The organism is Vibrio taketomensis (assembly GCF_009938165.1).
Lineage (GTDB): Bacteria > Pseudomonadota > Gammaproteobacteria > Enterobacterales > Vibrionaceae > Vibrio > Vibrio taketomensis.
The window spans coordinates 955280-973629 of the sequence record NZ_AP019649.1; the positions used below are offsets into that span (position 1 = coordinate 955280).

18 protein-coding genes and 2 pseudogenes are annotated in these 18350 nt (G+C 44.9%); 9 read left to right on the forward strand and 11 right to left on the reverse strand.

The genetic code is table 11. The features are described 5' to 3' along the window. Window positions 1-54: 54 nt before the first annotated feature. Window positions 55-1296 (forward strand): NADH:ubiquinone reductase (Na(+)-transporting) subunit B, encoded by a 1242-nt coding sequence (locus Vt282_RS04435; RefSeq protein ID WP_162063674.1) that lies wholly within the window; start codon window positions 55-57, stop codon window positions 1294-1296. After that, on the forward strand, window positions 1262-1444 hold the full coding sequence (locus Vt282_RS04440) for a DUF2256 domain-containing protein (RefSeq protein WP_162062662.1): 183 nt from the start codon (window positions 1262-1264) through the stop codon (window positions 1442-1444). The genes Vt282_RS04435 and Vt282_RS04440 overlap by 35 nt, the downstream gene beginning before the upstream one ends. On the opposite strand, the gene Vt282_RS04445 is transcribed toward Vt282_RS04440, so the two are convergent. Continuing rightward, window positions 1431-2138, reverse strand: a complete 708-nt coding sequence (locus Vt282_RS04445) for an SDR family oxidoreductase (protein WP_162062663.1) — start codon at window positions 2136-2138, stop codon at window positions 1431-1433. The genes Vt282_RS04440 and Vt282_RS04445 overlap by 14 nt on opposite strands. Window positions 2139-2590: 452 nt before the next feature. Between Vt282_RS04445 and Vt282_RS04450 the strand changes: the two genes are divergently transcribed. From Vt282_RS04450 to Vt282_RS04460, 5 genes and pseudogenes are all read left to right on the forward strand, one after another. Further along, the gene (locus Vt282_RS04450; RefSeq protein WP_269472610.1) at window positions 2591-2764 is read left to right on the forward strand and encodes a FeoA domain-containing protein; all 174 of its coding nucleotides are present in this window, start codon (window positions 2591-2593) and stop codon (window positions 2762-2764) included. Between the two features lie 111 nt (window positions 2765-2875). Then, a pseudogene (locus tag Vt282_RS20430) lies at window positions 2876-3585 on the forward strand (FeoB small GTPase domain-containing protein). Then, entirely contained in the window at window positions 3555-4595 is a 1041-nt protein-coding gene (locus Vt282_RS20130; RefSeq protein WP_197740086.1) for a ferrous iron transporter B, read from the forward strand. The pseudogene Vt282_RS20430 and the gene Vt282_RS20130 overlap by 31 nt, the downstream one beginning before the upstream one ends. Before the next feature lie 59 nt (window positions 4596-4654). Next, entirely contained in the window at window positions 4655-4855 is a 201-nt protein-coding gene (locus Vt282_RS20135; protein ID WP_197740087.1) for a hypothetical protein, read from the forward strand. Window positions 4856-5224: 369 nt separating this feature from the next. Then, window positions 5225-6865, forward strand: a complete 1641-nt coding sequence (locus Vt282_RS04460; RefSeq protein WP_162062665.1) for a mechanosensitive ion channel family protein — start codon at window positions 5225-5227, stop codon at window positions 6863-6865. Between the two features lie 148 nt (window positions 6866-7013). Here Vt282_RS04460 and Vt282_RS04465 read toward each other — a convergent pair whose 3' ends face one another. The 6 genes from Vt282_RS04465 to gap form a co-directional block, all read right to left on the reverse strand. Beyond that, entirely contained in the window at window positions 7014-8894 is a 1881-nt protein-coding gene (locus tag Vt282_RS04465) for a BCCT family transporter (protein WP_162046769.1), read from the reverse strand. Between the two features lie 131 nt (window positions 8895-9025). Continuing rightward, window positions 9026-9382, reverse strand: coding sequence for a hypothetical protein (locus Vt282_RS04470; RefSeq protein ID WP_162046768.1), 357 nt, complete (start codon window positions 9380-9382; stop codon window positions 9026-9028). Between the two features lie 139 nt (window positions 9383-9521). Continuing rightward, window positions 9522-10475: a ChaN family lipoprotein gene (locus Vt282_RS04475; RefSeq protein WP_162062666.1), complete on the reverse strand. Its 954-nt coding sequence runs from the start codon at window positions 10473-10475 to the stop codon at window positions 9522-9524. A 99-nt stretch (window positions 10476-10574) separates the two neighbouring features. After that, window positions 10575-11399: a 23S rRNA (guanine(745)-N(1))-methyltransferase gene (rlmA, locus tag Vt282_RS04480; protein WP_162062667.1), complete on the reverse strand. Its 825-nt coding sequence runs from the start codon at window positions 11397-11399 to the stop codon at window positions 10575-10577. A gap of 119 nt (window positions 11400-11518) precedes the next feature. Further along, window positions 11519-12403: a D-hexose-6-phosphate mutarotase gene (locus Vt282_RS04485; RefSeq protein WP_162062668.1), complete on the reverse strand. Its 885-nt coding sequence runs from the start codon at window positions 12401-12403 to the stop codon at window positions 11519-11521. Between the two features lie 175 nt (window positions 12404-12578). Further along, entirely contained in the window at window positions 12579-13574 is a 996-nt protein-coding gene (gene gap / locus Vt282_RS04490) for a type I glyceraldehyde-3-phosphate dehydrogenase (RefSeq protein ID WP_162046764.1), read from the reverse strand. Window positions 13575-13910: 336 nt separating this feature from the next. Here gap and msrB point away from each other — a divergent pair, with 336 nt between their 5' ends. After that, on the forward strand, window positions 13911-14330 hold the full coding sequence (gene msrB / locus Vt282_RS04495) for a peptide-methionine (R)-S-oxide reductase MsrB (RefSeq protein WP_162046763.1): 420 nt from the start codon (window positions 13911-13913) through the stop codon (window positions 14328-14330). Between the two features lie 84 nt (window positions 14331-14414). Here msrB and Vt282_RS04500 read toward each other — a convergent pair whose 3' ends face one another. Continuing rightward, window positions 14415-15227, reverse strand: a complete 813-nt coding sequence (locus Vt282_RS04500; RefSeq protein ID WP_162062669.1) for a DUF2989 domain-containing protein — start codon at window positions 15225-15227, stop codon at window positions 14415-14417. Window positions 15228-15343: 116 nt separating this feature from the next. Here Vt282_RS04500 and Vt282_RS04505 point away from each other — a divergent pair, with 116 nt between their 5' ends. Continuing rightward, window positions 15344-15631 (forward strand): YeaC family protein, encoded by a 288-nt coding sequence (locus Vt282_RS04505; RefSeq protein ID WP_162046761.1) that lies wholly within the window; start codon window positions 15344-15346, stop codon window positions 15629-15631. Window positions 15632-15698: 67 nt separating this feature from the next. Here Vt282_RS04505 and Vt282_RS04510 read toward each other — a convergent pair whose 3' ends face one another. The 3 genes and pseudogenes from Vt282_RS04510 to lpxH form a co-directional block, all read right to left on the reverse strand. Further along, on the reverse strand, window positions 15699-16190 hold the full coding sequence (locus Vt282_RS04510; protein ID WP_162062670.1) for a YchJ family protein: 492 nt from the start codon (window positions 16188-16190) through the stop codon (window positions 15699-15701). A 97-nt stretch (window positions 16191-16287) separates the two neighbouring features. Beyond that, window positions 16288-17499 (reverse strand): annotated as a pseudogene (locus Vt282_RS04515) (EAL and HDOD domain-containing protein). 84 nt (window positions 17500-17583) lie between these two features. Next, window positions 17584-18312 (reverse strand): UDP-2,3-diacylglucosamine diphosphatase, encoded by a 729-nt coding sequence (gene lpxH, locus Vt282_RS04520; RefSeq protein WP_162062671.1) that lies wholly within the window; start codon window positions 18310-18312, stop codon window positions 17584-17586. Window positions 18313-18350: the final 38 nt, after the last annotated feature.

An 18350-nucleotide genomic window follows, 5' to 3' on the forward strand; every position in this document is an offset into this window, starting at 1 on the left:
TTTTCAGCTTCTCTCATCGTATGTACTGATAGTTTTCACACTGAGGAGTTATGCATGAGTTTTAAAGATAAGCTCGAGGCGATAGCGCCCAACTTTGAACCCGGTGGCAAGTACGAGAAGTTCTATCCTGTTTACGAGGCTGCAGCTACCATCTTCTATACACCGGGGACAGTCAACAAGGGACTTACTCACGTAAGGGATAGCGTCGACCTCAAACGCATCATGATCATGGTGTGGCTTGCGACGTTCCCTGCGATGTTTTGGGGTATGTACAACGTTGGTAACCAATCGGTGACCGCGCTTTTGGCTACCTACGGTGGAGCAGAGTTGCAGCAGGTCATCGACGCAAGTTGGCGCGTATCGCTAGTGTTCGGCAGTGAACAAGCTCTCGCTGACAGCACTTGGCTCGGTAAAATTTTGTTGGGTGCGTGCTACTTTGTTCCGATTTACGCCACGGTGTTCATCGTCGGCGGTATATGGGAGGTGCTGTTTGCCGTGGTGCGAAAGCACGAGGTCAACGAGGGCTTCTTCGTCAGTTCCGTGTTGTTTGCTTTGATCCTTCCTCCTACTATCCCACTTTGGCAAGCAGCGCTAGGTATTACGTTCGGCATCGTTGTGGCAAAAGAAGTCTTTGGTGGTACCGGGCGCAATTTTCTTAACCCAGCGCTTGCAGGACGTGCGTTCCTCTATTTTGCTTATCCGGCCAATATGTCGGGTGGCTTAGTATGGACAGCTGCAGACGGTTACTCCGGAGCGACGCCTCTCAGTCAGTGGTACGACGGAGGGAAGGCGAATCTTCTCAATAACAACACCGGCGAGGCGTTACCTTGGAGTGATGCGTTCTTAGGTAATTTACCGGGGTCTGTCGGTGAAGGTTCTACTTTGTTAATTGCCTTTGCCGGTATTGTGCTGATAGCGATGCGAATAGCATCTTGGCGCATAGTCGCGGGGGTGATCGTCGGGCTTGCAGTAACGTCGACATTGCTCAATGTGGTGGGCTCTGCAACCAACCCAATGTTCTCAATGCCGTTCCATTGGCATTTCGTGCTCGGCGGCGTGGCGTTTGGTACCTTCTTTATGGCAACTGATCCAGTCTCCGCTGCGTTCACCAACAAAGGCAAATGGGCGTACGGCATTTTGATTGGTGTAATGACCATCGGTATTCGAGTACTGAATCCGGCTTACCCTGAAGGTATTATGCTCGCCATTTTGTTTGCTAATTTGTTTGCGCCGTTGTTTGACTTTATGGTCAAAGAAGCCAATGCCAAACGAAGGAGAAAACGGATTGCGAGCTAAGCGCGACTTGCCGCAAAAGGTCTGCGTTATTTGCCGCAGACCTTTTACATGGAGAAAGAAGTGGCAACGCTGTTGGGATGACGTCAAATACTGCTCCGACCGATGTCGAGGTAGGCGAGTTAACTCAAACTCAATTACCACGGAATAGGGGTACCATCATAAGCGACGAAACTCCCACTTTGCTCTGGTGAGAACGTTTGTATTAATTCGAAAAGGCATTGGGCAACGTAGGCTGGGGTAAATAGCTTGCCATCCGGCACATTGGCTTGAAAGGGTTCAGAAAGCTGAGTATCTGTCGTGCCAGGATGTAAAGCGATAATGCTGGCTTTGGGCATGGTGCGATGCCACTCAATACTGATGTCTTTTATCAGCATATTAAGCGCGGCTTTTGAGCTTCGATAGCTATACCATCCGCCTAACCGATTATCGCGAATACTTCCGACTCTTGCTGACAACACTGACATGCGCGGCTGGTCACTGCGTTTTAGATTATTACTGAAGTGTTTAGCGATCAGCAACGTTGGTAACGTGTTGATCGACATAGTGTGAAGAAACCACTCTGGTGTAACACTCGCTAAGCTTTTTTCTGGACCATGCTGCTCGTCATGTAAGAGGCCAATGCAGTTAATTATCCAATCAAGCTTTGGATAGTCTTTGCTCAGCGTTTGCAACTCTTCCTCATTTGTCACATTGACGCGCTGCCATGTTAACCGCGAGTGGATAAAACTCGGCGCTGAATGATAGTAAGTGGCGATAACATGGCTATCTCTAACCGTGTTTAGTACATGTTTTGTAAGAGCCAGTCCGATCCCGCCAGAGCCACCAAAGACTAAAACATTCATAGTCCAATCCTCATAGTAATCTTTAAGTAGCTTACGTAAATGCGGGTCACACAAACCATTATCGCTGCTTTATAAAATGACCGCCCATAAAGCCTGATTTGTAAAAAATCACTGATCACCTCAAAGACGCCTACTTTGCTGTGTTTAATAGCATCAAGTTACTTTTATTGATTTATCTCAATTAAAATCTAAGTGATTAAGAAAATAAAACAAATAACAATCGTTATCATTAATAATGCAATTTAGATGATTTTGGCGTGAATGAGAAATGCCATTTTTATTTTTAGAAATAGTAATGATACGCATTAAATAGCAATGTAAATGTCACTGATGTGGCAGTCAGTTTTAGGAGGTTGGTCAATGTTTGGTTTCTTTAAGAAAACAAAGAAAAGCACAGTCAACAAGACCAGCAGAAAACCTTATTTGGTGCCGCATTACACACCGAGCACAAAATTAAACAGATTCGTCAAGAAGACCAAGAGATGGCTTTTCTCAATACACTGGGTTGTTTTGAGGGTGAGCCAGTCACCATCGTTTCCGTGTTATCGGATACCTACGTGATTGCAGTAAAAGATGCTCGATACAGCATTGATTCTGATTTAGCGAAAACAGTGGTGCTTTATTAACTAATAATTCCCATATCAATGATGGCTTGAGACCCCAATCGTAACGCCAATAACCACAGGCGCTCCTTTCATTTTCTCAAGTTAATGGATATATGAAATGGAGAGATCGTTGTGAAAATTTCCTTAGCTGGTAATCCCAATAGCGGTAAAACTACTTTATTCAATGCGTTAACAGGCAAGCAAGAAAAGGTAGGTAACTGGGCCGGCGTAACCATCAGCAAAAGAAGCTCTTTGCGTAAAGAGCTCGCTGGCGAACTCAATTCGGTAAGCGTTGTGGATTTGCCTGGTGCTTACTCAATGTCGCCTTTCACTTTGGAAGAAACGATCACTCGTGATTACGTGAAGAGTGAGAATCTGACGTCATTATTAACGTCGTGGACGCCACCAACCTAAACCGAAGCTTATTCTTTACTACTCAACTTTTAGAGCTCGGTATTCCCGTTGTTGTTGCACTGAATAAGACTGATCTCAATGTAAGTCGCCAAGCGCATGTTGATAGCCAGCAGTTGAGCGAGTTGCTGGGTTGTCCGGTGGTGGAAATTGTCGCCGCTGATAAACGTAATGCAGGTTTAGCTAAGTTGGTGGAACAAGCGGTAGACGTTCAAGAGCAAAAGCAATTAGCGCCGTACACACAAGCAAGTAGTGATGCACAAGATGTTGAAGCGATTAAAGCCCTGGATGCCCAGCGCTATGACTTTGTTAAGCAACTGGTGAGTAAAATTGAGAGTCGCCAAATTAGCAGCTCAAAACAAACGATTCATGACAAAGTAGATACAGTATTAGCGCACAAATGGCTCGGTTTACCTATTTTGCTTTGGTGATGTGGGCCGTGTTTTCTATCTCGCAAACATATGTAGGTCCTTTATTTGCGGATACTTTAGTCGGCTGGATCGATAGTTTCTACGGTATGGTTGAAGGCGCGATGGGCGATGACGTTTCCCCATTCTTAAGTGCACTGTTGCTTGATGGCATCATTGGCGGTGTAGGCGCTGTTGTTGGCTTCCTGCCTTTAATTATGGTGCTTTTCTTCCTATTGGCGCTTTTGGAAGACAGCGGCTACATGGCGCGTGTCGCGATCATCATGGACCGCTTCTTCAAAAAAGTGGGTTTATCAGGTAAGTCAATCATTCCAATGATCATTGGTACAGGTTGTGCGATCCCTGGTGTAATGGCCACACGTACGATTCAAAACGAACGTCAGCGTCGCACGACTGCAATGCTAACACCGTTTATGCCTTGTGGTGCGAAACTGCCGGTTATCGCGCTGTTTGCTGGCGTGTTTTTCCATGACTCAGCTTGGGTTGGCACTAGCATGTACTTTGCTGGTATTGCTTTGATTATTTTGGGTGCGATGCTTATCGTGCGCATCACGGGTGAAAAGAGCACGCGTTCGTTCTTTATCCTTGAACTGCCTGAATATCGTGTGCCAAGCTTGATGTTAGCAACTCGTTCGACACTATCTCGCGCGAAAGCGTTCATTATCAAAGCGGGTACCATTATCTTGCTATGTAACGCAGCCGTGCACATTATGCAGACGTTTAACTGGCAATTTGATGTAGTGGCTGAGGGTGCTGAAAATACGAGTATTCTAGCAACGCTGGCATCGCCATTTGCATTGTTCCTTGTGCCGCTTGGTTTTGGTGTATGGCAATTAGCTGCAGCAGCAATCACAGGTTTTATCGCGAAAGAGAACGTGGTAGGGACCTTGGCAGTGGTTTACGGTATTACCAACTTTATCGATACCGACGAGCTTGCTCTAGTGTCTGGCAGTGCAGATGTAGCGTCAGTCATGGCCTTCATCGGTTGCCGCGTTGGCTTATTTGATGTTTAACCATTTACGCCGCCATGTTGCCGCTATCGGTGCGATGAATGCTGAGATGGAAAATAAAAATGGTTGTTTGCGGTATCGCATTGCAAATGGGTATCGCTTACGTAGTCGCATTTTCGACTTACCAAGTGGGCACACTTGTGACGACCGGTTCTTTGGGCGATGGCTTTGTATTTGGCCTCGTGGTCTGTTTGGCGCTGTTTGCGGTATTAGTGAGTCTGCTGAAGAAAGGCTCAATCAAAGAGAGTCAAAATTGGGTTTAAGCTACTAGTAAGGAGCAATCATGAGCAATTTGATCGTAGCACTTTGCATTGTATCAATACTGGTTTGGCGTTTTATAAAGTCGTCGCCATGAAACGTAAGGGTGGCGGTTGCGCCGGATGCTCGCAAACAAGTGGTTGCCCATCTAAAGCAAAGAAATGTAACTAGAAAATAAAATGTTCTAATTTTCGCGAGCCTTCAAAGCTCGCGCTTTTTACGTGAGTTTCACGGTTACAGAGTTGATTTCGAACTACAATTAGGCTTTTATATCCAGCTTTTAAGCTTTATGGAAATGAGGTGTCTATGTCCCAAAGCTTCGCTCCAATTTGATTAGGCCATTTTCTTTTTTCTGCAACTTATTGTTGCTTCCAATGCTCGCCTTTTGGCTTTCTTTTTCAGCGGTTGCTCAAACTGATACCGCGGCGACGCCTCCTCAGCAGGCTGAGCCTCAACATTCAAAAGCTGAACTTGCGATTGCATCAATCAATCAAGATATTGCGGATTTATCAAAAAGCTTAGCGACCGCAACAGGTGATGAACGTGATGCGATTCAATTACAGTTGTTCCAAAAAAATGAGGATCTACGTAGTCAGTTAGCGATTGCGGTCAATGATAAGAGCTTGAGTGAACCTGTCCTTAAACAACAGATTCAGCAACAAATCAAATACGCGCAAAGCGCGCGTAAGTATCTTGATAATAAAATAAAAGAGCTTAATGAGCAGATTAACGAAGCGAAACCAGAAGATAAGTTAGCTCTGATTAATCAGTATCGAGAGTTACAGCATTATTTAGACACTACGTACCATGCGAGTTGGCAAAACATTACGTGGCTAAAACAGCTCGATAAGCCAGATGCGAAGCTCGAAGCTCAACTTAAAGAAGAAACGAATACTCGTTTGCGCTTATTATCGGCATCGGTGGAATACCTTGATCAGCAGCATGATTTTACCGCTACTCAATTAGCGACCAGCCCAGAGTCGGAAAAGGCAGCCATTCAACTCAACCAATTGATCATCAAACAGCGCTTAGATATTGCCACCAAGAGCATGCGTGATTTGATTTCAATTGGCAGTGATTTGGGGCTTGAGACCGCCGACTACAAACGCTTGGCATTTGAGGTGACTGGCAACATCACTCACGATCTACTCAACGCGAAAGTGATGTGGGCGATCGTCAGCAGTTGGTCGACCAACGCCTTTGATTGGCTAGTAGAGAATGCGCCTCAGCACGTATTCCAGTTGATGGTGTTTGCACTTATCTTGCTGATCACCAAAGGCATTGCGGGAATTGCGCGCAAAATCGTGTCTAAAACGGTATCCACCAAGAATCTGAAAATGTCGCAATTGATGCAGGATTTCTTTGTCTCGATGTCGAGCAAAGCTGTGTGGGTTGTCGGTATTATGGTTGGCCTATCTCAGCTGGGTTTAAATCTCGCGCCAATCCTGACCGGTTTCGGTATTGCCGGTGTGATTATCGGTTTTGCCTTGCAAGACACCTTATCTAATTTCGCTGCAGGTATGATGCTACTTATTTATCGTCCATTTGATGTCGGTGACTTCGTGTATGCGGGTGGGGTAGATGGCAAGGTGAGCCATATGAGCCTGGTGAGCACGACTATTCGCACCTTTGATAACCAAATCATCATGGTGCCAAACAGTAAGATTTGGGGCGATGTAATTAAGAACGTTACGCATGAGCGTATTCGCCGTGTCGACATGGTATTTGGTATCGGTTACAGCGATGATCTATTACTTGCTGAGTCTGTACTAACGGACATCGTTACTTCACATCCAGCTGTTCTGCGTGCGCCTGAGCCAATGATTAAAGTTCATACACTCAATACGTCTTCGATTGATTTTATTGTTCGTCCTTGGGTTAAAACCGATGACTATTGGGATGTGTACTGGGATGTGACTAAAGAAGTGAAGCTACGTTTTGACCGCGAAGGCATTTCGATTCCATTCCCACAACAGGACGTGCATTTGCATATGGTTGACAAAAAAGACGCTTAACCACAGATAACGCTTTAACAAAAAGCCCATCATTATGTAAGTAATGATGGGCTTTCACTTATGTAAGAAGAATAACTTGATGGATAATATTCAACTTAAACATTCAATATCGATCTCAGATGATACCTGACCACCTGAGGTCAATTGCTTAGCTGGGAACGATGTTGTTGAAATCAATTCTAGCTTGTTGCGATAGCTCAGAGGCAGTTTGCTTAAACTCTTGCGCCTTAGCCACGTTATCTTGCGCTTGCTGTAGCGCGTCTTGTAGTTCCTGAGGCAGTTGATGCTCTTCATTGAATGCATCAACGCTATGCTCTAGCGCGTAAGCACGAATCAGTTTACGCACCTTCATCAGTTCAGCCATTGCCAAACGCTCAGCTTCTGCAGCCTCTTGCGCGGCATCACGCGCTTTTTCGAACTTAGCCAAGGCAATACCTTCGGTCGACCAAGGATCGATTTCTGGTAGTTCTTCGATATTGATGGTTGGTTCAACATAATCTTCTTGATGGCGGAGGTCGAGCGTAGTCGCGCGTACTGCCGATACCATCAACATGACTGCAATCCCAAGCAATGGCAAACCACCAACAATAGCTGCGGTTTGTAGCGTGCTCAAGCCGCCCATAAACATCAGCACTGCAGGTAGGAATGATAATGCAAACGCCCAGAACATGCGGTTCCAGCGCATTGGCTCTTCTGTGACATCATTTTGCACCACAGAAGCTAGAATGTAGGAGATTGAGTCAAAGGTCGTCGCGGTAAAGATAATACATAGCACGGTAAAGGCGGCAATCACTACCGTACCCATTGGCAGAGCTTCAAGCATTGAGAATATTGCTTTAGTTGCGCCTTCTGCATTAAGAATGCCGACCACGTCCAATTCACCAGAAAGTTGCAGTGATAGACCGTAGTTGCCAAGCACCATAAAGAACAGGAAGCAGCCGAGCGAGCCAAAGAAGATGGAGCCCGAAACCATTTGTTTAATTGTGCGTCCGCGTGAAATACGCGCCACGAACAAACCCATGCTTGGTGCAAATACCAGCCACCATGCCCAGTAGAAAATGGTCCAATCTTGAGGGAAGTGAGTATCATCGAATGAGCCATAGCCACCAAACGGTTCTGCCCAAGTTGCCATCACGAAGAAGTTAGACAGCATGCGACCGAGTGAATCCAAACCTGTTTCAAGTATGAAAATGGTTGGTCCAACAATCAGCACAAAAGCGAGTAACCCCATTGCGCCCCAGAAGTTAATGTTACTGAGGAACTTAATGCCTTTCTCAAGTCCAGCATAAGAAGAGTAAGCGAAAATCGCGGTACAAAGCAGCAGTACCATTACTTGGCTAAACGTGTTTTTTGGTAAGCCAAATAAGTAGTTCAAGCCCTCACCAATCAAAGGTGCAGCTAAACCTAAGCTGGTGGCCGCGCCACCCAGTAGACCAAAAATGAACAGCACGTCGACGATTTTACCCAACGCACCTTTACTGCGTGTTTCGCCTAATACTGGCATCAGTGCGCTAGACACTTTTAATGCAGGCTGCTTACGCACATAGTAGAAGTAAGCAATGGGTAGGGCAGGTATGAGGTAGATAGCCCATGCAATTGGACCCCAGTGGAAAATACCGTAGGTTGCTGCCCAGCGAACGGCTTCTTCACTACCCGCTTCTAATTGAAACGGCGGTGATTGGTAGTAATAGGCCCATTCAATGCAACCCCAGTAGAGGATGCTGGCACCGATACCGCCGCAGAACAACATTGCCGCCCAAGACACGGTAGAGAACTCTGGTTTTTCATCCGGTTCGCCTAGTTTGATTTGTCCCATATCACTAAAAATGACATAGACCATAAAGAAGAACGCACCTATCCCGAGAGCAAGGTAGAGGAAGCCAAGCTTATCGGTCATAAAGGTTTTGGCCGTGGCAATCCACTCGGCACCTTGTTCAGGGAAAAGAATTAAAGGAATGACGACCGATAGCAACATGCCAATCGCGCCAAAAAAGGTCGGTTTATCGATTAACGAAAATGAGTTTTTCATGGTGTGCTTTATCCTTAAAGACCATCGTTAATCCATTATGTTTTTTGTAAACAACAGGTTACAAATTGATTTTTGTCGTAAAGATAAAACAGGGGAATATAGAAAAGTAACAATTAGCCTGAACAAAACGGTCAGGCTAACATCAGTAAAATACCACCAATGGTTGCCGCAGCGGAAACAAATTGCCCTGCGGTGTATGAATCGTCTTCCTCTTCTTTTACGACATCAGGATGATCCATACCTAGTGCGCCAGCTGCGAAAGATTCTACTTTTTCACCAACGCTTTTTTCGGCCTTAGCCCCCTCGGCACTTTCTTTTTCAATCTCTTGAAGCGCGGCAAGCAGTGCTTTACCTTCTTCAGAAAGCGTAACTTTATTTTGCTCAACCTTGAGTGGCGCAGGGTTTGCGTCCGCTTCTGTTGGTTTTGCTTGAGGCTTGACTTGTTGGCTTGGTGTCAGCTTGGCTGGCGCCATTCCTACTGGGGTCATAACCGTCTCCTTTAGTGAACCTTAGTCACTGTATCGACTAAGGCGGCCAAAACTTGTGGGATATTTCGAACAAAAGTTTAGTTTTTATCGCTAACAAAATAGCAATAAGTGCGCCAACTTTTCATTTCAGTAAGTTAGGTTATTGCTGACACTCTGAGTTTGATGCTGTCGTAGCGCTGTGGTGCATCATTTTGCGGTAAGCCGCCATTCTGTTTTGTTCTTGCTCGTATCTCGGTGGCATTGGCAGTACCTGCAATTGGTAATCCGATTTGGGCTCGATGGGGTCACTGGTGATGGAAATAACAAGCACATTCAAATCTGGATTGCGGCGTAAAATAGACGCTTTAATCCCGAGTCCATCTTCGACATGAAAATTGCCGGCGATATGCATGACGAGATGATCAGGATGATCATTTAGGTAGTTTACGATACTTTCTCCCATGGTTTCATCCCATGTCACTTGCGCGGCGTATTGATTTTCGTTTTGTGCCAAATCACCATGATGCATAGATCCCATAAACTTAGTCTTGTAGGGCGATTGTTCGGTATTGATTTTAGTAGCGATCCAACGTTGTTGTTCACTGGGTAACGATGCCACGTAGTCTGTGCCCTTACGACCAATACAGCGCACTATTTTTCTTGGCGCATTGGCTGCAATGACATCAAGATTGTTCGTTTTGGCGTATTCAATCAGGGGACGATAATCACTGGAGTAGTTTGGCCAAGCATTGGCTTCTTGCTTGAGGGTTTGCTCGCCGATCTCACCATCTACATATTGATTAACGATAGCCTGCTTATCGCGAGAAAATTGTTCCATTGAAAGTGCAAGCTTAGGTTTAGCCACGGTGAGCTTATGCAACAACTGGGCTTCAAAATAATGTGTTGCAGGGTGAGTGTGCCATTCTCCCACCAAAATGACATCGGCATCCTCAGCTGAGCTTACGAGTTGTTTGAGTGTGATGGGTTGAGTGTGCGGTGAGTACAATTGATAGTCGTAAAGCGTATTCAGGGCAGAACTGTTCGTGCTTGAAGGGGCCTGTGCGCAGCCGAACAAGAGGGTGCATAGCATCGTCGATGACAAGATTCTAAACATAAAAAAGCCTTATTTGCGTTTAACTAAAAGCGTAAATAAGGCTTACGAAAATATCTATCAAAGAGTGTAAATTTCTCTTTAAGCGTTGGTGATTAATGATTACGCAGATAGTTTACGGTAAATACGAATCATGAAATCAGCTTCGCAATCGAAGTGCTCTGCTGTCTTAAGCATTTCGCGCAGTTCGTCGCTCGCTTTCCAAGCAAATGGAGTCATTTGCAATAAATCAAAAGCATCGCCTTGAGCGAGGTTCATCATGTAGTTGAGCTTTTGCTCATGCTCGAGAGCGAATCCTTCAAGTGCTTCTGCTTCTTCATTGTGCAAGCGGACATCTTGATAAATGTGTTCACGCAGTTGGAATAGGTGGCGTCCCGCAGGAGTCACGGTTACTACGATCCCATCATTTTTTAGACAGCGAGCAAGCTCTTCGGCTTTACATGGCGCATAGATACGAAGAATCGCATCTAGACTTTCGTCAGCAAAAGGCAAGCGATGACTGGAAGCAACGGTAAACTCAACGTTTGTGTAACGTTTGGCTGCATAGCGAATCATCACTTTAGAGATGTCTAGGCCAAATACGCGAGCATTGCTGTCTTGCTGCTTAAGTTGCGCGGCGACTTCATCGGTGTAATAGCCTTCACCACAACCAATATCTAAAAGTTGGTGTTGGGTGTTTTGCAGGTACTGAGCGCAAAGTTGTGCAACCGTTAGCTTCATTGGTTGGTAGTAATCTTTCTCAAGAAAACGACGACGCGCTTGCATCATCTCTTTGTTATCGCCTGGATCTTTTGAACGCTTGTGCTGAACGGGCATCAGGTTTACATAGCCTTCTTTTGCAAGATCAAAACTATGGTTGTTTTCGCAACGGTAAGTGCGATCCGCGAAAGCAAGAGGGAGATGGCAAAGTGGACATTGATAAGACATAACAAGCTCAACGAATGAATTTAGGTCGCAGAGTCTAGCAAGAAAGGGCGGTTGGCAAAAGTAAAAAGCAAAGAGCCAGCAATGGGGCTGGCTCTATTCGCTGTAGAATCAAGCGATGATTACTTTGCAGAGATCACCGTTGATAGGATATGGCTTTCACCTGGCTGAAGCGTGATGCCATCTTTGATGCTTGGTGCGTGAACGGTGGATTCAACACACATCATGGTTTTGTAACCATCGTTTGGCATGTCTGCCATTTGTGTGGCAATTTCTACCCAAGGGTTCCATAGCACAGCAGCGTTGTGACCTTGGTTAGTGATGCTTAGCGTACGATCAAACCCTTTGTCTGCAACGTTGATCACGGCTTCTGGTTGGGTGTAAACGCGGTCGATACCAGCGGTTAATTCCAGCGTGTCACCACCTTGGCATACAAGGTTACTTTGCAGGCTATCAATGTAGCTGCTGCCCATGCCGGTGATTTGTGTTTGCTCGATATCAGCCACATTTAGGTAGGTATGCAGAGCGCCTGAGAAGGTCCACTCCTCATCATCGATGTTTAGCACTTTTAGACTAACTTTAAGCTCATCACCCACCTCAACCACCAAGCGCACATCAAACATATGTGGCCAAATATCATGCGTCGCTTCATTTGGGAAACAAGCTAGCTCAACGATAACACCTTGTTCGTTCTCACGGTGTTCGACTAACTCCCATTCCGTTGAACGAGCGAAGCCATGCGCAGGAGCGGCAACGCGACCAAACCACGGCCAGCAAACTGGAATGCCACCACGCAGGGCTGTTTTGCCATCAAAAATTGCCGTATCGCTCATCCAAATCAGGTCTTCTTGCCCCGCTGGTTGGTAAGAGATGACGTGACCGCCGAGCAGAGAAATAGCGGCATTGGCTTTTTCATGTTGAATACGTACGATTTTAACTTGGTCTTTCTGTGCGATGGTGACGTTGTCAGACAGTACGGTTACGGTAGGAAGAGAAACTAAATCCATCCTTCAAATCCTTATGTTGTGATACCAGCCAAAGAAGAGAGTCGGTTGGTAAAGTAATTCACGCTAAACCAAGAGCAATATAGTCACTTGGAAATAAATTTTAGGAATTGCAGATACTAAAAAGGCGACTCGAGAGCCGCCTTTTGTCTAACGAAATTCTTCGTTAATCACTACATTATTTAGAAACGTGAGCGATTAGGTCTAGAACTTTGTTTGAGTAACCGATTTCGTTGTCGTACCAAGATACAACTTTAACGAAGTTGTCAGTTAGAGCGATACCAGCTTTAGCATCGAATACTGAAGTTTGAGTTTCGCCGATGAAGTCTTGAGAAACAACTGCGTCTTCAGTGTAACCTAGTACGCCAGCTAGTTCGCCTTCAGAAGCTTCTTTCATTGCTGCACAGATAGCTTCGTAAGATGCACCGTTCTTAAGGTTAACAGTTAGGTCAACTACAGAAACGTTAGCAGTTGGTACGCGGAAAGCCATACCAGTTAGTTTGCCGTTTAGTTCTGGAAGAACAACGCCTACAGCTTTAGCAGCACCAGTTGAAGATGGGATGATGTTTTGAGAAGCACCACGACCACCGCGCCAGTCTTTAGCAGAAGGACCGTCTACAGTTTTTTGAGTAGCTGTAGTTGCGTGAACTGTAGTCATAAGACCAGATTCGATACCGAACTTGTCGTTAAGAACTTTAGCGATAGGCGCTAGACAGTTAGTAGTACAAGAAGCGTTAGAAACGATGTCTTGACCAGCGTAAGAAGTGTGGTTAACACCCATTACGAACATTGGAGTAGCGTCTTTTGAAGGACCAGTCAGAACTACTTTCTTAGCACCAGCTGTGATGTGTTTACGAGCTGTAGCGTCGTCTAGGAATAGACCAGTTGCTTCAGCAACTACGTCAACACCGATTTCATCCCATTTTAGATCTTCTGGGTTACGCTCAGCAGTTACACGTACAGTTTTGCCGTTAACGATTAGGTTACCGCCTTCAACTTCAACAGTACCGTTGAAACGGCCGTGAGTTGAGTCGTACTTCAGCATGTATGCCATGTAATCTACGTCGATAAGGTCGTTAATACCTACAACTTCGATGTCGTTGCGCTCTTGCGCTGCACGGAATACGAAACGACCGATACGGCCGAAACCGTTAATACCTACTTTGATAGTCATTATAGTTGCTCCACAACTTAATTTCTGATTAAAGATAACTGGTAGTAAAATTACAGAATCCACTAACAATCTGCAAGAGATAATCCGACTTAACTTGTTTAAAGTCAAAAAAAAGCGACGCTTTTTTTCACAATTAGTCGCAAATGCTTATGTTTTGCACGGATAATGAAATCTTATTCCCAACTATTATCGTAAAATCGGGAAGAGAGGCGTTTTCAGGTCCACGAAAATCAGCCAATCTGTTATGGTGAGAAAGTATGTGCTACAAAGGGTATTCGACGCAAGTTTTAACGGAAGTTTATACAATTATTACTAGAACGCGCGGGGAGGAAGTTGATGGACAATGAAAAGAAAAGCTTAATAAAGCCTGATGAATACTGGCGTGAGCGCCTGAGTGAAGAGGAGTTTCGCGTTTGTCGTATGCAGGGCACTGAAGCGCCATTTAGTGGTACGCTCTTACATAATCGAGCGACCGGCACCTATAATTGTACCTGTTGTGAAACAGCCTTATTTCATTCTGGAAACAAATTTGATTCGGGTTGCGGCTGGCCGAGTTTTGACGCGCCGATTGATGACCAAGCAATTCGTTATTTGAAAGATCTAAGTCACGGAATGGTGAGAACTGAGATCCGTTGCGCAGTTTGTGATAGCCATCTTGGTCACGTTTTTCCGGATGGCCCTCCGACAACCGGGGAAAGATTCTGCGTTAACTCTGTGTCGTTAATTTTCAACAATCTACAAAAAAGCGGTGATTAAATCACCGCAATTTGTTTTATCCTTTCATTTATATCTGTCGTGCACGTCAAACATTGTTGAACTACGTAACTTGAGGTTGTTCGGTTAGTTGCCGTTGCCAAAGCTTGGAATCATATCGCTGCGATAGTTCCCTTTGTTTAGCGCCGAGTGCACGTCATCGGCAATCTCATCTAACTGGCGATACTTATCGTCATCAAAGCCGTACAAAATGACGTAGTTTTTCTTGTCCGTGGTTTTTACATTGTATTCAGCCGCGACTTGCGCCCATACATAAGCCAATTCACGATGTTTTTGCTGTAAGTTGATACTGGCTAAAGATTTCACAGCCTCGATATTGGTTTGCTTACCGTTATCCAGCTCTAACGAACGATTGAGTAGCTTGAGGGTTTTTTCTGCGTCGCGGTCGGTATAGAAAGTGGCTAGCGCATATTGCATCGCGGCATTTTCAAGTGCTGGCGTTCCCTCCAATTGAAGAAATTGACGCTGAGCTTCCCGATCCCCTTCTTGGCTCCATAAGAAGTAATAGGCTTGTGGACTGGTTGACTGCTTAAGCTCGTCAACGACACGAGTCTGTTCTTCTTGAATGTGCATTAGCGTAGTGAAGCGCTTTGATTTGCGGTCAGACAGTGTGAGTGGCTGAATTTGAGCCGCGAGGGTCAAGCACTTCTCGTATTCCGCTAAGATCTGATATTCCTTGATTTTGTTATCATCAGAAGGGTTTTTCTGGATCTCAAAGCGATGCCAGATCAAATCTGTTCGGGGCAATCGGCATTGACCGTCGTCGATGTTTAGTGCATTACAATTGAGTGCAGGGTTTGATTCACACAATTGCTCCGTGTTTTTTCTGCCCTCGAAACAACCAGTAAGAGCAACGCTAACAGATAGAATAGAGACCAACTTAGTTTATTCATAATTTTGCTGCTTGTGATCAATTACACTTTATATTGATGATGTTCTTGACTCATCGCCCGAGCCAGTTATGTTTTTGACAAATACGATGTTAAGGATAGACCATGGATGTAGAGCAACTCGTTAACTCAATTACCCCGGAAGCTTATGAGCGCTTGCTCTATGCGGTCGAAACGGGAAAGTGGCCTGAAGGGCAGTCTATTTCTCAAGAACAGCGTGACTCTTGTATGCAAGCCGTCATGCTTTACCAGTCAAAACACAATACCCAAGCTCAGCATATGACGATTGCTCAAGGTGGCGAAATGAGCTTTAAGTCCAAAGCAGAGCTAAAAAAACAGTTTGAACCACAGCAGTCTGACATCTTACGTGTCAATCCGAATCAGGACGAATAACGATGCTTCTGAGGTCAGAGGACATAATAAAAAGGTAGATGCGCAAACATCTACCTTTTTTGTTTCATTATCCGCAGCACTTCTTAAATTTTTTGCCGCTGCCACAAATACATGGGTCATTACGACCGACTTTCAGACTGCTCACAGGTTGCGATAGGCGCTCATCTTGTACCTTGGGAAATTCACCATCGATATAATACCAAAGCTCATTTTCGCGCACGAAACGTGAGCGCTCTTCTAGGCAATATTCTTGATTGTCTTGCGTGAAATACGCTTTAAAAGTCACAAAGCCTTCATGTTCGTTTTGCCCGTCGCTTGTCTCCGTCACTTCAAGTTTGATCCAATCGCTTGAAACAGACTCAGCAATAGCATCGCGTTCTAGCTCTGCTTCGCAGCTTGGGTGATAAGTTGCGACCACAAAGTCCACTAAATTTAAAACATGAGCACTGTAACGTGCGCGCATTAACTGTTCTGGTGTCGTTGCATTAGCGTGGTTTTGGTGGATCGGTTGGCAGCATTGCGAATAGTCAGCATTGCTATGACATGGGCATGGATTCATCAACGAGAAATCTTATGGTGAGTAACAAAGCTCTAAGTGTATGTAGCGCTTCGTTGACAGTAAAGCACTACATACATTGGACGGTTGATATGACTATTTAGTCAATGACTTCAGATACCTCAGATGTCCATTGAATAGCGACATCATAGGCTCGGAAGACTTCCTCCTCATCAAGGCGCAATTTGTCACTGATTGATTCAACACGATTCCAGTTGGCCCGTTCGAGCGATTGCGATAGGGCTAATAGACCACCTAAATTACCGCGTTTCTCTAGGAGAGCATGTTGTACGTTGTCATCAATAGGCATGGCTTTGATGAGATCTTCGATGGGTCTATCTAAAAGGCTATCGAGTAGTGAGAACATGCCAGTAAGGAAAGCGTGGCCAGGTTTTGGTTTGGCATTGAGTTTAAGTGATAGGGTTTCGCAAAACTTAGCGCGCTGAATGGATAATGCATAAAGATAATCTGGTTTGTTTTCATCAGTTGCAGCCAATGCTGCCAGAGAAACAAACTTTCTTAATCGGTCTTCACCCAGATAAATCAATGCCTGCCGAAATGATTGGATTTTGGTGCTAATTTGAGATGTCGAATTGACATAACCAAGTAAATTGTGGAAAGCGTCACGTCTTGGCTGATAAGTTTTTCTATTTTATCAAAGTCCATTTCGTCTTTTGATACTTCAACCAGAAGTTGAATAATCGTGAGTAAACAAGGCTCAAGAGATTTTTTTTGCACCAATTCGGGTTTACTAAAAGTAGCCTTGGAAATAGTCAAATCCAGCTTCTTTGGCAGCAATGAACTCTTCATTTGTTTCGACTTTTTCGGCTAAGAAGCGTATTCGGCTATGGGACATTTGTTTGATAAATGCTTTGGCTTGCTCCATTGGCATGGTGCGTATATCGAATTTGATGATGTTGATATATCGTAAAATGGGCAGCCAATCATCGTTAGGCACAAAGTCATCCAGTGCGATGGTGTAACCGCGTTCAGATAGGCTTTTGATGGTGGTAAAGAGCTCGTCGGTTGGCTTGCAGTCTTCGAGGATTTCAACCACCAAATACTGAGCTGGGAACAGGCCGGGCACATCATCGATCAAGCTTTGGTATGGGAAGTTGATAAAACCTAACAGTTCACCAATGGTTTCTTGTCGAGTGGCCAAAAGGTGATCTGACAACAGCTTCATTGTCGCCAGATCCGCATCAACGTCAGGAAAACTATTGTTGGGTCCATCGCGGAATAATAACTCATAGCCAATGGTATTTTTTTCCGCATCCATAATAGGTTGGCGTGCAAAATAGGAATACTTCAAGATACTTATTCAACTCTCATTTCAACTGAGTAAATGATAGGGCGCTGTACGGTATTTACTATGAAGCAGCTCAAACTAACATGGTTATGATTGCAATGGACGTACTTGTAAACTGAAATTTTTCGGCTCAAAGCACAGAATCGAACCTTGTTCGTACCAATCCCCAAGCACGATGCGAGTGAGTTCTTGGCCATTTGTAGTGAAGGTATGAATATTGGGACGGTGAGTATGACCATGAATCATTAAATCAACATGGTGAGCGGCCATCACTTTCTCTACTTCACTTTGTGTGACATCCATGATCGATAAGGCTTTACCTTTTTTGGTATCACGAGCGTCAGATTGCACTTTCTTCACGATAGGCGTTTTGACTGCCATTGGTAAGCGGTTAAACAACCACTGTAGCCATGGCTGGTTTACTTTTGCACGAAACGCTAAGTATTGAGTGTCTTGTGTGCACAAGGTATCACCGTGCAAAATTACCGCGCGACGGCCGTAAAGGTCAATGACGGTTTCATCACCCAGTAGTACGACTCCAGTCTGTTTTGCAAAGCGTTTACCGACTAAAAAATCACGATTTCCTTTGGTAAAAAAACAAGGGACGCCGTTGTCGGTTAGGCGTTTGAATTCTGCGCGGATCTGCTGAGCAAAATCACTGTTGTCGTCATCACCAATCCAAAAGTCGAACAGATCGCCAAGTACATACAATGCATCTGCGTTGACCGCTTCTTCACGCATAAAACGTTGAAAGCAAGAGTTAATGTCAGGGGTGTTTGGTGATAAATGCAGATCAGAAATAAATAGTGTGGTCATAAATACGCTTAAAAAAGAAGGGTGCAAATACACCCTTC